This window comes from Kribbella sp. NBC_00662, from assembly GCF_041430295.1.
GTDB lineage: Bacteria > Actinomycetota > Actinomycetes > Propionibacteriales > Kribbellaceae > Kribbella.
On record NZ_CP109029.1, the window covers coordinates 4,546,294 to 4,560,467 of the forward strand.

The window sequence follows — 14,174 nt, forward strand, 5'->3', positions numbered from 1 at the left end:
GGCTTTGCGCGGGCGGCGCTTAGCCTGAGTTGGGGTCGAGTGGGAGGTGCCGCGGTGGCGAACAGCATGCTCGGCCGCGACATGGCGGTCGACCTCGGGACGGCGAACACCCTGGTGTACGTACGTGGGCGGGGCGTCGTGCTGAACGAGCCGTCCGTGGTCGCGACCCGGACGGACGACCCGCGCGAGGCGGTCGCGTTCGGGCACGAGGCGAAGAAGATGATCGGCCGTACGCCGGGCAACATCACCGCGATCCGGCCGCTCAAGGACGGCGTGATCGCCGACTTCGACGCCGCCGAGCAGATGCTGCGGTACTTCATCCAGCGGGTCCACCGCCGGCGGTACTTCGCCAAGCCGCGGATCGTGGTCTGCGTCCCGTCCGGGATCACCGCGGTCGAGCAGCGGGCGGTCCGCGATGCCGGGTACATGGCCGGCGCCCGCAAGGTCTACATCATCGAGGAGCCGATGGCCGCCGCGCTCGGCTCGAATCTCGAGGTCCGCGACGCCACCGGCAACATGGTCGTCGACATCGGCGGCGGTACGACGGAGGTCGCGGTCATCTCGTTCGGCGGCATCGTCACCAGCCAGTCGATCCGGGTGGCCGGCGACGCCATCGACAAGGCGATCGTGAACTACTGCAAGAAGGAGTTCTCGCTGCTGCTCGGCGAGGCGACCTCGGAGCAGATCAAGATGACGATCGGGTCGGCGTTCCCGACCACCGACGGCCCGGACAGCGAGATCCGCGGCCGCGACATGGTCTCCGGCCTGCCGCGGACGGTGAAGGTGTCCTCGGCCGACATGCGCCAGGCGATCGAGGAGCCGATCACCGCGATCGTCGACGCGGTCAAGGCGACGCTGGACAAGACCCCGCCGGAGCTGGCCGGCGACATCGTCGACCGCGGCATCGTGCTGACCGGCGGCGGTGCGCTGCTGAAGGGCATGGACGAGCGGCTGCGGCACGAGACCGGCATCCCGATCCACGTCGCGGAGAATCCGCTGGACGCCGTCGTCCTCGGCGCCGGCAAGTGCGTGGACAACATCGAGACCCTCAACCGCATCCTGGTCACCGACAACCGGCGCTGAGGTACCACCCGATGCTCAAAGACCTCGGTACCCCGGCCCGGAGCGCGATCCGTTCGGCCGGCGCACCGCTGCGCGCGACCGGCATGCCGCGGCAGGTCCGTCGCCGCCGGACCGTGCTCGCGCTGGTGATCCTGGCCTGTTTCACGCTGATCGTGCTCGACGCCCGCCGCTCGGCCGGTTCGCCGGTCGAGCCGCTGCGGGAGGCCGCGGCCGGCGTGTTCGGCCCGCTGGAGTCGACCGCGAGCTCGGCCCGGCAGCCTGTGGACGACCTCCGCGACCGGTTCGCGGAAATGGACAGGTTGAAAGCAGAGAACGAAAAACTCAAGAAGGACAACGAGAATCTGACCCAGGAGCTGAACACCTCCGACTACGCCCGCAACCGGGCGCAGGAGTTGGACAAGCTGCTCAAGGTCGCGCCGGCGTACACGATGACGCCGGCCCGGGTGATCGGGATCGGTGGCGCCCAGACGTTCAGCCACACGGTCACGATCGACGCCGGGACGGCGGACGGCGTGCACACCGACATGACCGTGATGAACGGGACCGGTCTGGTCGGCCGGGTGGTGCGCACCACCACGGGGACCGCGACCGTGCTGCTGATCGGCGACCGCAACTCGACCGTCGGCGGCCGGTTGAACTCGTCGATGGCGCTCGGCTTCGTCTCCGGGCGCGGCGACGTGGCCGGCACCCTCGACTACAAGCTCGTCGACCCGAAGGCCCGCCCGAAGGTCGGGGACCGGATCGTCACCTGGGGCTCGAGCGGCAACGCGCCGTACGTGCCGGGTGTCCCGATCGGCGTCGTCACCTCCGTGACGCCGAACGAAGGCTCCCTCGGATCCACCGCAACCATCAAGCCGTACGTCGACCCGACCCGGATCGACACCGTCGGAGTGGTCACCGGACCACCCGCCCGTCCACCACGAGCCCCACTACCAGGGAAGGGGAACTGACACCATGATCGCACTACGCATCGGCCTGGCTGCCCTCTTCCTGATGCTGGCCGTGACCGTGCAGACGTCCGTGCTGGCCAACATCGCGGTCGCCGGGGTGACGTGTGACCTGACCCTGATCGTGGTGATCGCGCTCGCGCTGTCCCGCGGGCCGGAGTGGGGTGCGATCGCCGGATTCGTCGGCGGTCTGCTGCTCGACATCGTGCCGCCGGCCGACCACACGGCCGGCCGGTGGGCGCTCTCGCTCGCGATCGCGGGCTACATCGCCGGCCTCATCCGCCGTGAGACCTCCAGCGGGCCGGTCGGCCCGCTCGGGGTCGCGCTGACGGTCGTGCTCGGGACGGCGGTCTCGTTCTTCATCTACAGCGCGACCGGCTCGCTGCTGCACGACCCGTCGGTCGACTGGGGCGAGTTCGGCGTCCGCCTCGGCATCGCCGCGGGGTACGACGTGGTCGGCGCGATCGTGGTGATCCCGCTGGTGATGTGGATCATGGGCCGCGTCCAACCTGCCCGCGAGCGCCGAGTCGCGCCATGAGTTGGGACGGGTTCGAAGCGCCGTTGAAGGCCCGGTTGCGGCTGTTCGTGATCGGCGTGCTCGTCTTCTCCTTGCTGTGCACGCTTTTCGGCCGGCTCTGGTACATGCAGGTGATGTCGAGCGCCGACTACACCCAGGCCGCGACCGCCCAGCACATCCGGCAGGTCCTGATCCCGGCCCCGCGCGGCACGATCGTCGACTCCCAGGGCCGGACGCTGGTCGGCAACCGGGTCTCGTTGATGATCACGGTCGACCGGTCGGTGCTCGCCAAACTCCCCGACAGCCAGCAGAACGTCGTTCTCACCCGCCTCGCGAAGGTGCTCGGCCAGAAGCCCGCCGACCTCAAGGCCCGCACGATGCTCTGCGGCGAGCCCGGCGCGTCCAAACCACCCGCCTGCTGGAACGGCACGCCGTACCAGCCGATCCCGGTGGCGAAGGACGTCAGCGAGCAGGTCGCGATCGACGTGATGGAGCGCCGCGAGGACTTCCCCGGGATCGCCGCCGACTCGCAGACCCTTCGCGCGTACCCCGAGCCCTACAAGGTGAACGCCGCCCACATCCTCGGGTACCTGTCGCCGATCACCACCGAAGAGCTCGAGGACATGGACAAGGCCGGGCAGGACTCGGTCCCGCACCGGTCGGACCTGGTCGGCCGCGCCGGCATCGAGCGCTCGTACGACAAACTGCTGCGCGGCACGCCCGGTGAGAAGGACGTCATCGTCGACGCGGTCGGGTACACCACCGGCATCAAGAAGCAGACCGCGCCGGTTCCGGGCGCGACGCTGGTCACCACCATCGACGCGCGGATCCAGGCCTCGGTCGAGGCCCAGCTGAAGAACGCGATCATGACCGCGCGCAAGCAGACCGACCCGGTGACCCACAAGAAGTACGTCGCCGACTCCGGCGCCGCGGTGGTCATGGACACCAAGACCGGCCGGGTCGTCGCGATGGCCAGCTACCCGACGTACGACCCGGGGGTCTGGGTCGGCGGCATCAGCCAGCGCGAGCTCGACGCGCTCTACTCGGCGAAGTCCGGCACGCCGCTGGTCTCCCGTGCGCTGCAGGCCCAGCTGGCGCCGGGTTCGACGTTCAAGCCGATCACCACCTCGGCCGCGATGGGCGCCGGGTACAGCCCGAAGACGCGGCTCGACTGCTCGTCGTACTTCGAGGTCGGCAACCGCCGGTTCAAGAACTACGAGTCCGCGTCGTACGGGATGATCGGCTTCGACCAGGCGCTCGCGCTGTCCTGTGACACGTTCTTCTACCGGATCGCGTACGCGCTCTGGCTGAAGGAGGGCGGCAACTCCAGCGACATCAGCACGTACGACCCGCTGGTCGAGATGGCGAAGAAGTTCGGCCTCGGCAAGCCGACCGGGATCGACCTGCCCGGCGAGGCGACCGGCCGGATCGCGGACCGCCAGTGGAAGAAGACGTACTACGACTCGATGAAGGACTACTACTGCAAGCTGTCGGCCAACCCGCCGTCCGGCACGTCGGCCTTCCTGAAGCAGTTCGCCCGCGAGTTCTGCGTCGACGGGTACAAGTACCGCGCCGGTGACGCGGTCAACTTCGCGATCGGCCAGGGCGACACCACAGTCACCCCGCTGCAGCTCGCGACCGTGTACTCCGCCCTGTCGAACGGCGGCACGCTCTTCGAGCCGCGAGTCGTCCAGTCCTGGGTCGGCGCGAACGGCAAGCCGCACCAGATCAAGCCGGTAGTGAAGGCCAAGCTCCCGGTCGCGAAGAACACGCTGCGCTACATCGACACCGCGCTCAAGCAGACCACGGTCAGCGGCACCGCGGCCTGGAAGTTCCAGGGCTTCCCGCTCGACAAGATCCCGGTCCGCGCCAAGACCGGTACGGCCGAGGTCTACGGCAAGCAGACGACGTCGTGGCTGGCGTCGTACACCGATCGGTACGCCGTGGTGATGATGATCAGCCAGGCCGGTACGGGTTCGGGCGCCGGCGGTGACGCGGTCCGGAAGATCTACGAGACGCTGTACAACATCAAGCCGGCGCCGCCGCCCGGGCAAGAGAAGCCGAAGCAGTGAGGGCGGGCAGATGGCACTACTGACTCCGATCCGGATGCGATCGCGGATGGACCGGCGGTCGACCGTGTGGCAGGTGGACTGGGTCCTCGTGCTCGGCGTGGTCGCGCTGTCGTTCCTCGGCGCGATGCTGATCTGGTCCGCGACCCACAACCGCACCTCGCTGACCGACGGGAACCAGTACGCGTTCCTGGTCCGGCACGCCTTGAACTTCGCGATCGGCCTGATCCTCGCGGTCGGCGCTGCCGTCACCGATCACCGCCGGGTCCGCATCCTCGCCCCGGTCCTGTACGCCGCCTCGATCGTCGGACTGATCCTGGTCCTCGTGCCGGGCGTCGGGTCGACGATCAACGGGTCCCGGTCGTGGATCCAGTTGCCGTTCATGTCGATCCAGCCGAGCGAGTTCGCCAAACTCGCGGTGATCGTCGGGATGGCGCTGCTGATCGCGGAGAAGGGCGAGACCGACCGCAACGAGAACGCCCGTACCGTCGACGTCGCGCAGGCCGTCGGGGTCGCCGCCGTGCCGGTGATCCTGGTGATGCTGCAGCCCGACCTCGGCACGGTGATGGTGCTCGGCTCGATCGTGTTCGGGATCATCGCGGTCTCCGGCGTACCGAAACGCTGGATGCTCGGTCTGCTCACCGCTGGCGTGCTGGTCGCGGCGATCGCGATCAAGCTGCACATCCTGAAGCAGTACCAGATCTCGCGCTTCATCGCGTTCGCGCACCCGTCGTCGGATCCGCAGGGCATCGGGTACAACGTGAACCAGGCCCGGATCGCGATCGGCAACGGTGGGGTGTTCGGCCAGGGCCTGTTCCACGGCGGCCAGACCCAGAACGCGTTCGTCCCCGAACAGCACACCGACTTCGTCTTCACGGTCGCGGGGGAGGAGCTCGGGCTGATCGGCGCCGGCGCGATCATCGTGCTGTTCGCGGTGATCCTGTTCCGCGGGCTGCGGATCGCGATCAACGCCCGGGACGCGTTCGGCCGGCTGGTCGCGACCGGGATCGTCTGCTGGTTCGCGTTCCAGGCGTTCGAGAACATCGGCATGACGCTCGGCATCATGCCGGTCACCGGCCTCCCGCTGCCGTTCGTGTCGTACGGCGGTTCCTCGATGTTCGCCTGCCTGCTCGCGGTCGGCCTGCTGCAGAACATCCACCTCAGGTCCCACCGCTACTGACCCGCGAACTGACACGTCAGGTACGCTCCCTCCGCGCTCCTCAGTCCCCCCGGAGAGGCCCCATGACCAGGTCTGTGTCGTTCCCGCTCGCGCTCACCGCTGCCCTCGCGCTGTCCCTCACCGCCTGCGGTGGGGACGACGACAAGAAGGTTGCCGGTACGCCGCTCACGCCCACCCCGAGCTCGACGCCCAGCGCACCGGCGCCGACGTCGACCGTGCCGGTCACCCGGACGGCCGACGAGCTGACCAAGGCGCTGCTCGAGCTCAACGACCTGCCGAGCGGGTTCTCCCAGGAGAAGGACGAGTCCGACGACGGCTCGAAGCCGTTCTCGTCGCCGAGCAGCCGCTGCAAGACCCTGGTCAAATACCTCAACGCCACCAAGGCCCCCGGGTCGAAGGCGAGCGTGACCCGCACCTTCACCGGCGGCCAGGAGGGCCCGTACATCGACTACGGCCTCGACTCGATGGGCACCGCCGCCGAGGTCGCCGACCTCCGCGATTCGTACGCGAAGGCCGTCGACTCCTGCACCAAGGTGACGCTGAAGACCGAGGGCTCCGGCAACACCTCGATGAAGGTCGAGAAGATCACCGCTCCGGCGTACGGCACCAAGCCGTTCGCGTTCCGTCTCACCGGCACCAGCGGGCCCAAGCGCGGCCTCGAGTACACCGCCGCCGTCACCGGCGTCGACGACGTGATCCTGTCCGTCGGCGTACTCGCCGGCCAGGGCGGCGAGCTGGAGCCCGCCACCGAGGCCGCGGTCACAAAGGCGCGGCAGGTCCTCAAGACAGCTTGACCAGGGTGACGGGCGTCACGCTGGTCGTTGTCACGCCGGGATGACGTGCCACCGTCGTGTTGGCATGGAAGAGCGGATGAGTTTCAGCAAAGTCTCGCCGGCCGGCTTCCGGGCCGTGTACGGCGTGGAGAACTATGTGCAGGGCGTTCTGGACCACACGTTGCTGCACCTGATCAAGATCAGGGCGTCGATGCTCAACGGGTGCGCGTTCTGCCTCGACATGCACACGACGGACGCGCTGAAGGCAGGCGAGAGCAGCCAGCGCCTGTTCGGGCTCGCCGCCTGGCACGACTCCTCGTTCTACGACGAGCGTGAACGGGCCGCGTTGGCGCTGACCGATGCGGTCACGCAGCTCGAGCGCGGCGGCGTACCGGACGAGGTGTGGGATGCGGTGGTGGAGCACTTCGGCGAGGAGGGCGCTGCCAACGTGCTCCTCGCGATTGGCACCATCAACCTGTGGACCCGATTGAACATCGCAACCAGGAAACAGCCGGAACTGGCCGGTTGATCCTGCGCGAATTCGAGTCGGCCCGCGGCATGCTCGCCGGCCTCGCGTACCGGTTGCTGGGCAGCTGGCACGACGCCGAAGACGTGCTGCAGGACGCGTACGTCCGCTGGTCCGCCGCAGACCGCACCGATGTGGCCGAGCCGCGTCGCTACCTGACCAGGGTGGTGACGCGGCTGTCCATCGACGTACTCCGAACCAGGCAAGCGCGCCGCGAGAGCTACACCGGCGAATGGCTGCCGGAGCCGGTCCTGGCGGATGCCATCGACCTGGGCGACCTCTCGATGGCGCTACTCCACCTGATGGAACGGCTGACTCCACCGCAGCGCGCTGTCTACGTACTGCGCACCGCCTTCACCCTCCCGTACGACGAGATCGCGGAGATCCTGGACCGTACGCCGGAACACTGCCGCCAGCTCCACCGCCGGGCCGTGCGTGAACTCGCCGACGACCGCCCTCGCTTCCACCCCTCCGCCGCCGAGCAACGCCGCCTCCTCCACGACTTCGTAGCCGCCGCCCGCGAAGGCGACCTGGCTCGCCTGGAGGACCTGCTCAAAGACTCCGTCACCTCCTGGACCGACGGCGGCGGCGTACGCCGAGCCGCCCGCAAACCCGTCGTGGGTCGCGACAAGGTGGCCACCTTCTTCACCCACATCTACGCCCACACCGATGTCACCATCACCCCCGTGGACCTGGCCACCGGCCCCGCCCTGGACATATCGGTCCGAGGCCACCGCCACGTCCTCACCCTCGACTCCAACGGCACTCAGATCACCACCATCCGAGTCCTCGCCAACCCCCACAAACTCACCGCTGTTCGCTAGAGGCCGCGGCTCAGGCCTCGTCCAGCGGCATGATCGTCGTTCGTCTGTGGTGCTCGAACACGACCGAGCTGCGGATGTCGGCGATCTCCTGGCGCTTGGCGAGCGCCAGCACGAGATCGCGCAAGGCCCGCGTGTCCTTCACCGCGACATGTGCCAGAAAGTCGGAGCCACCCGACACCATGAACATGTCGAGCGTCTGCGGCAGGTCCATCACATAGGCCTGGAACGCGGTCGCAACAGCCATCGCCTGCGGCCTGAGCTTGATCGAGATGATCGCCTGGGTCGAGCGGTCGATCGCCTCGAGGTCCACGGCGGCGTGATAGCCGCTGATCACCCCGCGGTCGCGCAGCCCACGGATCCGCTCCAGGCAGGTCGAGGGCGCGATGCCGAGCTCAGCGGCCATGTCGCGGTTCGTACGGCGGGCGTCGTTCTGCAGCATTCGCAGCAGCGCCGTATCAAGTTCGTCCATATCAGCCAGTTTCGCAGATCTGCCGAACGATGTTCGGGGAGTCGGACGCGATCCCGCGCAGACGGCTAACTTTACCTGCGTGCTGACGAACAAGATGGTCGTGGTGGTCGCGACCGAAGCGCCCATCGGTGTCGCCCTCAACACCGCCGCCCTGCTCGGCGTCGGTATCGGCCGTCGCCACGACGACACGGTCGGCCCGGACAGCGTCGACGCGTCCGGCGCGACCCACACCGGGATGTGTGCGTACCCGATCCCGATCCTGCGAGCGTCCGCCGAGCAACTCCACGTCCTGCGCGGCCAGGCCGCAGCCCGCGCCGGCGTCACCGTGCACGACATGACGCAGGTCGCCCAGCAGGCACGCACCTACGAGCAGATGGCGACGACGCTCAGCGGCACGAAGCCCGAAGACATCGAGTACCTCGGACTCGCGTTGTACGGCCCACGACCGGCCATCGACTCCCTCACCGGAGCCCTACCGCTCTACCGCTGACGAACTCCTCCAACAAGCGCGGAGTCCGTAGGGTGGGCTGCATGCGACTGAACTACGTGGAGACCGGTCCGGCGGACGCGCCCGTGGTGTTGCTCGGCTCGTCGCTCGGGGCCGATCAAGCGATGTGGGCGCCGCAGGTGGAGGTGCTCGCCAAGCGGTTTCGGGTGATTGCGTTCGACCATCGCGGCCATGGCGGGTCCGAGGTCCCCGACGGCCCGTACACGATCGACGACCTCGGCGGCGACGTCGTCGAGTTGCTCGACACCCTCGAGGTGGACCAGGCGTCGTACGTCGGGATCTCGCTCGGCGGGTCGGTCGGGCTCTGGCTGGCGGAGAACGCCCCGGAGCGGATCCACCGTCTGGTGGCGATCTGCCCGCCGACCAACACGGCCGTCAACCCGCAGATGTGGACCGACCGCGCCGCGCAGGTACGCGCCGAGGGCACCCAGTCGATCGCCGACGCGACCCTCGGCCGCTGGTTCCTCCCCGAATACACCGAGGACGTCGAGCCCGTCCGCCAGATGCTGCAGGACTGCCCCGACGAGGGCTACGCCGCCTGCTGCGAGGCCATCAGCACGCTGAACCTCCTTCCGAAGCTGAACGACATCACTGCCCCGGTCCTGCTGATCACCACGGACTCGGATCAGTCCGTCCCGCCGGAGACCGTCGTACCCCTCGCATCCGAGATCCCCGGCGCCCACCTCGAGATCATCGAGAAGGCTGCCCACCTCGTCACCTACTCCCACCCGGACGTCATCAACCCACTACTCCTCGCGCACCTCGCCTGACTACGCTCTGGATGCAGCCCACCGCGAGCAGGAACAATGGGGCGACCGAGAGAGGGGACGATGCGTGAGCGTGCACGATCAGCCATTCGCGCGGTCGGCAGGTCAGGCGGATCTCGAGCTGGCCGACTACGCGACGACGTTCGGCACGGAGCGCCGGCGGCGTACGTCGTCCAGCCTGATCGGTCCTGTCATGGTCGCCGGCCTCCTCGCCTTCTTCGTGGCCGATTCGGTCGCTTCGAGCCGGAGTGCTGTCACAGCCTTCTTCGTGGCCGCCGGCGCCCTCCTGGTGCTGTTCTTCGTCTTCGCCTTTGCGTCGATCGCCGCGGGACGGAGGCGCAAGTCGCGCCCGACTCCGAGCTCGCGTCGATTCCTGCCCATGGCCGCCCTCCAGGCGTACGCGAGCGAGGCGGCGCAGGGTGCGGGCTTCGTCGACCTCTCGTGGATGGCCGCTGAGCAGCTCCGTACGACGAAGCCGAAGCAGGTCGGGCCGATGGCCTCGCCCGCGGAGATCAACGCGGTCTTCAGGGAGCTGCTGGTGACCATCGGACGCCTGCCGCGGGGCGAGGCCGACCACGTCATCCGCGACCTCCTGCGATACCTGATCACGCGCTCCGACCGCCCTTCTGCGGCGACCCTCCTGCACACGCCCATTCGTCCGGAGCCGCTGGCGAGTCAGTTGCGGCTCTTCACACGGATGGCCGACCGCGTACCCGAGTCGGTCGTCCGGGATATTCGGGACGATCTATGGCGACAGGTGCGCCCCCGGTGATCGATGACCTGGGGAAGCTGCTGGATCGGGCCTCGTCGCCGGTCGATCTCGCGGTCGTACTGCTGACCGGGCCGCTCGCGTTCGCACTCGATGCCGGCCTCGACATCGTCGGATTCCTGCCGCCGGGGTACGTCGCGATCATCGCCGCCTCGTTCGCGCTCGGAGTACGGAAGGTGGTCGAAGCCCGGCTCGCGCCGCGGCGGGAGCGGCGTGACCGCGAGGCCCGGCGGCAGGTGACCCGGGACCGCGCCATCGCGCTCCAGAGCCGGATCGCGGAGTTCCACCCACCGTCGGAGCTCGGGAATCGATTGCTGCAGGAGGTGGAGCTCTACCGGGCCGGGATCACCACCGACGAGCAGTTCGAGAGCGCGGTCGCAGACTGCGTGGACGACTACCGCTATCTGGTCCGGACCGCGTTCGATTCCGGCGTAGGGCAGCGGCAGCGTTAGTCTGGTAGGCGCTCTGCTCCCCTACCGGAAGTGCCCGATGACTGTCGAATCGCTGTTCCCGCGCCTGGAGGCGTTGCTGCCGAGTGTGCAGAAGCCGATCCAGTATGTCGGAGGTGAGCTGAACTCGGTCAGCAAGGAGTGGGATGCGGTCAGCGTCCGCTGGGCGCTGATGTACCCGGACGCGTACGAGGTCGGCCTGCCCAACCAGGGCGTGCAGATCCTGTACGAGGTGCTGAACGAGCGCGACCACATCCTTGCCGAGCGGACGTACTCCGTCTGGCCGGACATGGAGCAGATCATGCGGGACAACGCGATCCCGCAGTTCACGCTGGACTCGCATCGGCCGGTCCGGGCGTTCGACGTGTTCGGGCTGTCGTTCTCGACCGAGCTCGGGTACACGAACATGCTCACCGCGCTCGACCTGGCGGGCATCCCGTTGCACGCTGTCGACCGCACCGACGAGGACCCGATCGTGCTCGCCGGCGGCCATGCCGCGTTCAATCCGGAGCCGATCGCGGACTTCATCGACGCCGCGGTGCTCGGTGACGGCGAGGAGATCGTGCTCGCGATCTCCGAGGTGATCCGGGAGTGGAAGGACGAGGGCCGCCCGGGCGGGCGCGACGAAGTACTGCTCCGGCTGGCGAAGTCCGGCGGCGTGTACATCCCGAAGTTCTTCAGCGTCGACTATCTGCCGGACGGCCGGATCCAGCGCGTCATCCCCAACCGGCAGGGCGTTCCGTTCCGGACGGCGAAGCACACGGTCATGGACCTCGACGCCTGGCCGTACCCGAAGAAGCCGCTGGTGCCGCTGGCCGAGACCGTGCACGAACGGTTCTCGGTCGAGATCTTCCGCGGCTGCACGCGTGGCTGCCGGTTCTGCCAGGCGGGCATGATCACCCGCCCGGTGCGTGAGCGCAGCATCACCACGATCGGCGACATGGTCGACAACGGGCTCAAACAGACCGGGTTCGAGGAGGTCGGCCTGCTCAGTCTGTCGAGTGCCGACCACAGCGAGATCGCGGACGTGGCGAAGGGCCTCGGTGACCGGTACGAGGGCAGCAACGTCTCGCTGTCGTTGCCTTCGACAAGGGTCGACGCGTTCAACATCACGCTGGCGAACGAGTTCTCCCGCAACGGCCGGCGCAGCGGGCTGACGTTCGCGCCCGAGGGCGGGTCGGACCGGATGCGCAAGGTGATCAACAAGATGGTCACCGAGGAGGACCTGATCCGGACCGTCGCGGCGGCGTACAGCCACGGCTGGCGGCAGGTGAAGCTGTACTTCATGTGCGGTCTGCCGACCGAGACCGACGAGGACGTGCTCGCGATCGCGGACCTGGCGAAGAAGGTGATCGCGACGGGCCGTGAGGTCTCCGGCCGCAACGACATCCGCTGCACCGTGTCGATCGGCGGGTTCGTGCCGAAGCCGCACACGCCGTTCCAGTGGGCGTCGCAGCTCGGCGTCGAGGAGACCGACGCCCGGCTGGCCAAGCTGGGTGCGGCGATCCGATCGGAGAAGAAGTACGCCAAGGCGATCGGTTTCCGGTACCACGACGGCAAGCCGGGCATCATCGAAGGCCTGCTGTCCCGCGGCGACCGCCGCGTCGGCCGCGTGATCGAGGCGGTCTGGCGCGACGGCGGCCGGTTCGACGGCTGGAGCGAGCACTTCTCGTACGACCGCTGGGTCGAGTCCACCGAGAAGGCGCTGGCGGACGAGCCGGTCGACCTCGCCTGGTACACGACGCGCGAGCGCGAGTACGCCGAAGTACTGCCCTGGGACCACCTGGACTCGGGCCTGGACCGGGACTGGCTGTGGGAGGACTGGCAGGACTCACTCGAGGAAGACGGCGCGATCGAGGTCGAGGACTGCCGCTGGACCCCCTGCTTCGACTGCGGCGTCTGCCCCCAGATGGGCACCGAAATCCAAATCGGCCCAACCGGCAAGAAACTACTCCCACTGTCCGTCGTCTAGCTGCGGTACTCCGCCGCCGAACCTTTCGATGCTGCCGACAAGAGCAGGTCGGTGAGCAGTAGGTCGTCAGCGCTGCTCAGGACGAGGTCGGCGGTGGCGACCGCGTCCGGGGTGACGTACGGGTTGGGGACGGCGACTGCGAACATGCCTGCCGCCTGGGCTGCTGCGACGCCGTGGGGTGTGTCCTCGACGGCGATCGCGGGTACGCCGACCCGCTGGAGCGCGAGCTGGTAGATGGCCGGGTCGGGCTTGTGGGTGTCCACCTCGTCGCCGGTGACGATCTCGTCGAAGAGTTCGACCGCGTCGACCCGCTTGAGGTGACCGACGACCCAGCTCCGGGGGGAGCTGCTCGCGATCGCGACGCGGAGCCCGAGCTCGTGGGCTGACGAGATCCAAGCACGGATGCCGGGGCGGAAGTCGAGCTCAGCATGCATCCGGTCCCGGTGGGCGAGCCGCCGGGCATGACTCTCGGCCCGGTCGAATCCGGCCCCGACCGCTGCCGCGAGTACGGCGTACCGGTCGTCGCTCACGTCGCCGCCGTGACCCGGCCAGAAGCCGTCGAGGTCGAGCTCGAGACCGTGGTATGCCCACTCGGTCTGCCAGCTCTCGACCATCGTCGTCTCGGTGTCCATCAGCAGACCGTCGAAGTCGAACACGACCGCCTGCACGTCCGTCGGCACCAGCCGCGTCGCCAGCCGATGGATCTGCGTCTCGCTCAGCCCGAGCCAGGCGAGATACCCACGGACCCCACCGAACCGCTCGTCGAGGTACGAGAGCGACCCGAGGATCGTGTCCGGGTGGGACCGGGAGAAGGCGGGCGCGTCCTGCAGACCGAGGTTCGTCTCGCTGATCGCGTAGTCCGCGGCGATGTCCGGGCGGGGTACGCCGACCAGGTCGAGCAGGATCGCGACCGTCAGCCCGGTCCGGTCTTTGCCGGCCTTGCAGTGCACGACGACCGGCCGATCCGCCGGGGCCTCGGCGATCGCGGTGAAGATTCTGCCGACGTGGGCCGCGTTGCGGGCCAGGCTGTTGCGGTAGACGTCGACCAGCCGCGGCTCGGCGGCCGGATCGCGAGTCGCCTCGGCCGCCGGGTCGATCCACGGGATCCGCTGGTATACCGAATCTCCGGCCAGCGGATGTGGTTGCTTCAACTCCCAATCGGAGCGCAGATCGAGCACCAGTCCGGCGGCGACGGTTTCGAATTCAGGCAGGCCGGCCGCGTCAATGCACTCACTGCGGAGCAGAGCCCGCGCTCGCGTCGGTACGCCGTACCGGGTCGGAAGTCCGCCAACGTCACGCGCATTCGGGCTCCACATACCTG

General features: G+C 68.5%; 15 protein-coding genes. 13 read left to right on the forward strand and 2 right to left on the reverse strand.

Translation table 11 applies throughout. The features are described 5' to 3' along the window. The first annotated feature begins 66 nt into the window (after nucleotides 1-66). From OHA10_RS22880 to OHA10_RS22915, 8 genes are all read left to right on the forward strand, one after another. Complete coding sequence (locus OHA10_RS22880) at nucleotides 67-1,083, forward strand: rod shape-determining protein (RefSeq protein ID WP_137254207.1); 1,017 nt, start codon at nucleotides 67-69, stop codon at nucleotides 1,081-1,083. Between the two features lie 11 nt (nucleotides 1,084-1,094). Further along, nucleotides 1,095-2,033, forward strand: coding sequence for a rod shape-determining protein MreC (mreC, locus tag OHA10_RS22885; RefSeq protein ID WP_371400802.1), 939 nt, complete (start codon nucleotides 1,095-1,097; stop codon nucleotides 2,031-2,033). Between the two features lie 4 nt (nucleotides 2,034-2,037). Next, nucleotides 2,038-2,568, forward strand: coding sequence for a rod shape-determining protein MreD (mreD, locus tag OHA10_RS22890; RefSeq protein ID WP_371400803.1), 531 nt, complete (start codon nucleotides 2,038-2,040; stop codon nucleotides 2,566-2,568). After that, the gene (gene mrdA / locus OHA10_RS22895) at nucleotides 2,565-4,619 is read left to right on the forward strand and encodes a penicillin-binding protein 2 (protein ID WP_371400804.1); all 2,055 of its coding nucleotides are present in this window, start codon (nucleotides 2,565-2,567) and stop codon (nucleotides 4,617-4,619) included. Before mreD ends, mrdA begins: the two co-directional genes overlap by 4 nt. 10 nt (nucleotides 4,620-4,629) lie before the next feature. Then, a complete protein-coding gene (gene rodA, locus OHA10_RS22900) occupies nucleotides 4,630-5,796 on the forward strand; it encodes a rod shape-determining protein RodA (protein WP_371400805.1) in 1,167 nt (388 codons plus the stop codon). A 62-nt stretch (nucleotides 5,797-5,858) separates the two neighbouring features. Continuing rightward, nucleotides 5,859-6,590, forward strand: coding sequence for a hypothetical protein (locus OHA10_RS22905; protein WP_371400806.1), 732 nt, complete (start codon nucleotides 5,859-5,861; stop codon nucleotides 6,588-6,590). A 76-nt stretch (nucleotides 6,591-6,666) separates the two neighbouring features. Further along, complete coding sequence (locus OHA10_RS22910; RefSeq protein ID WP_371400807.1) at nucleotides 6,667-7,098, forward strand: carboxymuconolactone decarboxylase family protein; 432 nt, start codon at nucleotides 6,667-6,669, stop codon at nucleotides 7,096-7,098. Next, nucleotides 7,047-7,919: a sigma-70 family RNA polymerase sigma factor gene (locus tag OHA10_RS22915; RefSeq protein ID WP_371400808.1), complete on the forward strand. Its 873-nt coding sequence runs from the start codon at nucleotides 7,047-7,049 to the stop codon at nucleotides 7,917-7,919. Before OHA10_RS22910 ends, OHA10_RS22915 begins: the two co-directional genes overlap by 52 nt. A 10-nt stretch (nucleotides 7,920-7,929) precedes the next feature. Here OHA10_RS22915 and OHA10_RS22920 read toward each other — a convergent pair whose 3' ends face one another. Then, complete coding sequence (locus tag OHA10_RS22920; protein ID WP_371400809.1) at nucleotides 7,930-8,388, reverse strand: Lrp/AsnC family transcriptional regulator; 459 nt, start codon at nucleotides 8,386-8,388, stop codon at nucleotides 7,930-7,932. A 79-nt stretch (nucleotides 8,389-8,467) separates the two neighbouring features. Here OHA10_RS22920 and OHA10_RS22925 point away from each other — a divergent pair, with 79 nt between their 5' ends. From OHA10_RS22925 to OHA10_RS22945, 5 genes are all read left to right on the forward strand, one after another. Continuing rightward, nucleotides 8,468-8,878 carry a DUF2000 domain-containing protein gene (locus OHA10_RS22925; RefSeq protein WP_371400810.1) on the forward strand — a complete coding sequence of 137 codons (411 nt, stop codon included), beginning with the start codon at nucleotides 8,468-8,470 and terminating at the stop codon, nucleotides 8,876-8,878. Nucleotides 8,879-8,919: 41 nt separating this feature from the next. After that, nucleotides 8,920-9,666, forward strand: a complete 747-nt coding sequence (pcaD, locus tag OHA10_RS22930; RefSeq protein ID WP_371400811.1) for a 3-oxoadipate enol-lactonase — start codon at nucleotides 8,920-8,922, stop codon at nucleotides 9,664-9,666. 64 nt (nucleotides 9,667-9,730) lie between these two features. Further along, complete coding sequence (locus OHA10_RS22935) at nucleotides 9,731-10,435, forward strand: hypothetical protein (protein WP_371400812.1); 705 nt, start codon at nucleotides 9,731-9,733, stop codon at nucleotides 10,433-10,435. Continuing rightward, on the forward strand, nucleotides 10,432-10,884 hold the full coding sequence (locus OHA10_RS22940) for a hypothetical protein (RefSeq protein ID WP_371400813.1): 453 nt from the start codon (nucleotides 10,432-10,434) through the stop codon (nucleotides 10,882-10,884). The genes OHA10_RS22935 and OHA10_RS22940 overlap by 4 nt, the downstream gene beginning before the upstream one ends. 37 nt (nucleotides 10,885-10,921) lie before the next feature. Further along, nucleotides 10,922-12,853 carry a TIGR03960 family B12-binding radical SAM protein gene (locus tag OHA10_RS22945; protein ID WP_371400814.1) on the forward strand — a complete coding sequence of 644 codons (1,932 nt, stop codon included), beginning with the start codon at nucleotides 10,922-10,924 and terminating at the stop codon, nucleotides 12,851-12,853. On the opposite strand, the gene OHA10_RS22950 is transcribed toward OHA10_RS22945, so the two are convergent. Further along, on the reverse strand, nucleotides 12,850-14,169 hold the full coding sequence (locus OHA10_RS22950; RefSeq protein WP_371400815.1) for an HAD-IA family hydrolase: 1,320 nt from the start codon (nucleotides 14,167-14,169) through the stop codon (nucleotides 12,850-12,852). The two genes, OHA10_RS22945 and OHA10_RS22950, sit on opposite strands and share 4 nt — an antisense overlap. Between the last annotated feature and the right edge of the window lie 5 nt (nucleotides 14,170-14,174).

What these genes read in the sequence shown, in the direction of transcription:
- OHA10_RS22920 (WP_371400809.1), bottom strand. Translation starts at nt 8,388, where the DNA reads ATGGACGAACTTGATACGGCGCTGCTGCGAATGCTGCAGAACGACGCC.
- rodA (WP_371400805.1), top strand. Translation starts at nt 4,630, where the DNA reads ATGGCACTACTGACTCCGATCCGGATGCGATCGCGGATGGACCGGCGG.
- OHA10_RS22880 (WP_137254207.1), top strand. Translation starts at nt 67, where the DNA reads ATGCTCGGCCGCGACATGGCGGTCGACCTCGGGACGGCGAACACCCTG.
- mrdA (WP_371400804.1), top strand. Translation starts at nt 2,565, where the DNA reads ATGAGTTGGGACGGGTTCGAAGCGCCGTTGAAGGCCCGGTTGCGGCTG.
- pcaD (WP_371400811.1), top strand. Translation starts at nt 8,920, where the DNA reads ATGCGACTGAACTACGTGGAGACCGGTCCGGCGGACGCGCCCGTGGTG.
- mreC (WP_371400802.1), top strand. Translation starts at nt 1,095, where the DNA reads ATGCTCAAAGACCTCGGTACCCCGGCCCGGAGCGCGATCCGTTCGGCC.
- OHA10_RS22910 (WP_371400807.1), top strand. Translation starts at nt 6,667, where the DNA reads ATGAGTTTCAGCAAAGTCTCGCCGGCCGGCTTCCGGGCCGTGTACGGC.
- mreD (WP_371400803.1), top strand. Translation starts at nt 2,038, where the DNA reads ATGATCGCACTACGCATCGGCCTGGCTGCCCTCTTCCTGATGCTGGCC.
- OHA10_RS22905 (WP_371400806.1), top strand. Translation starts at nt 5,859, where the DNA reads ATGACCAGGTCTGTGTCGTTCCCGCTCGCGCTCACCGCTGCCCTCGCG.
- OHA10_RS22950 (WP_371400815.1), bottom strand. Translation starts at nt 14,169, where the DNA reads ATGTGGAGCCCGAATGCGCGTGACGTTGGCGGACTTCCGACCCGGTAC.
- OHA10_RS22945 (WP_371400814.1), top strand. Translation starts at nt 10,922, where the DNA reads ATGACTGTCGAATCGCTGTTCCCGCGCCTGGAGGCGTTGCTGCCGAGT.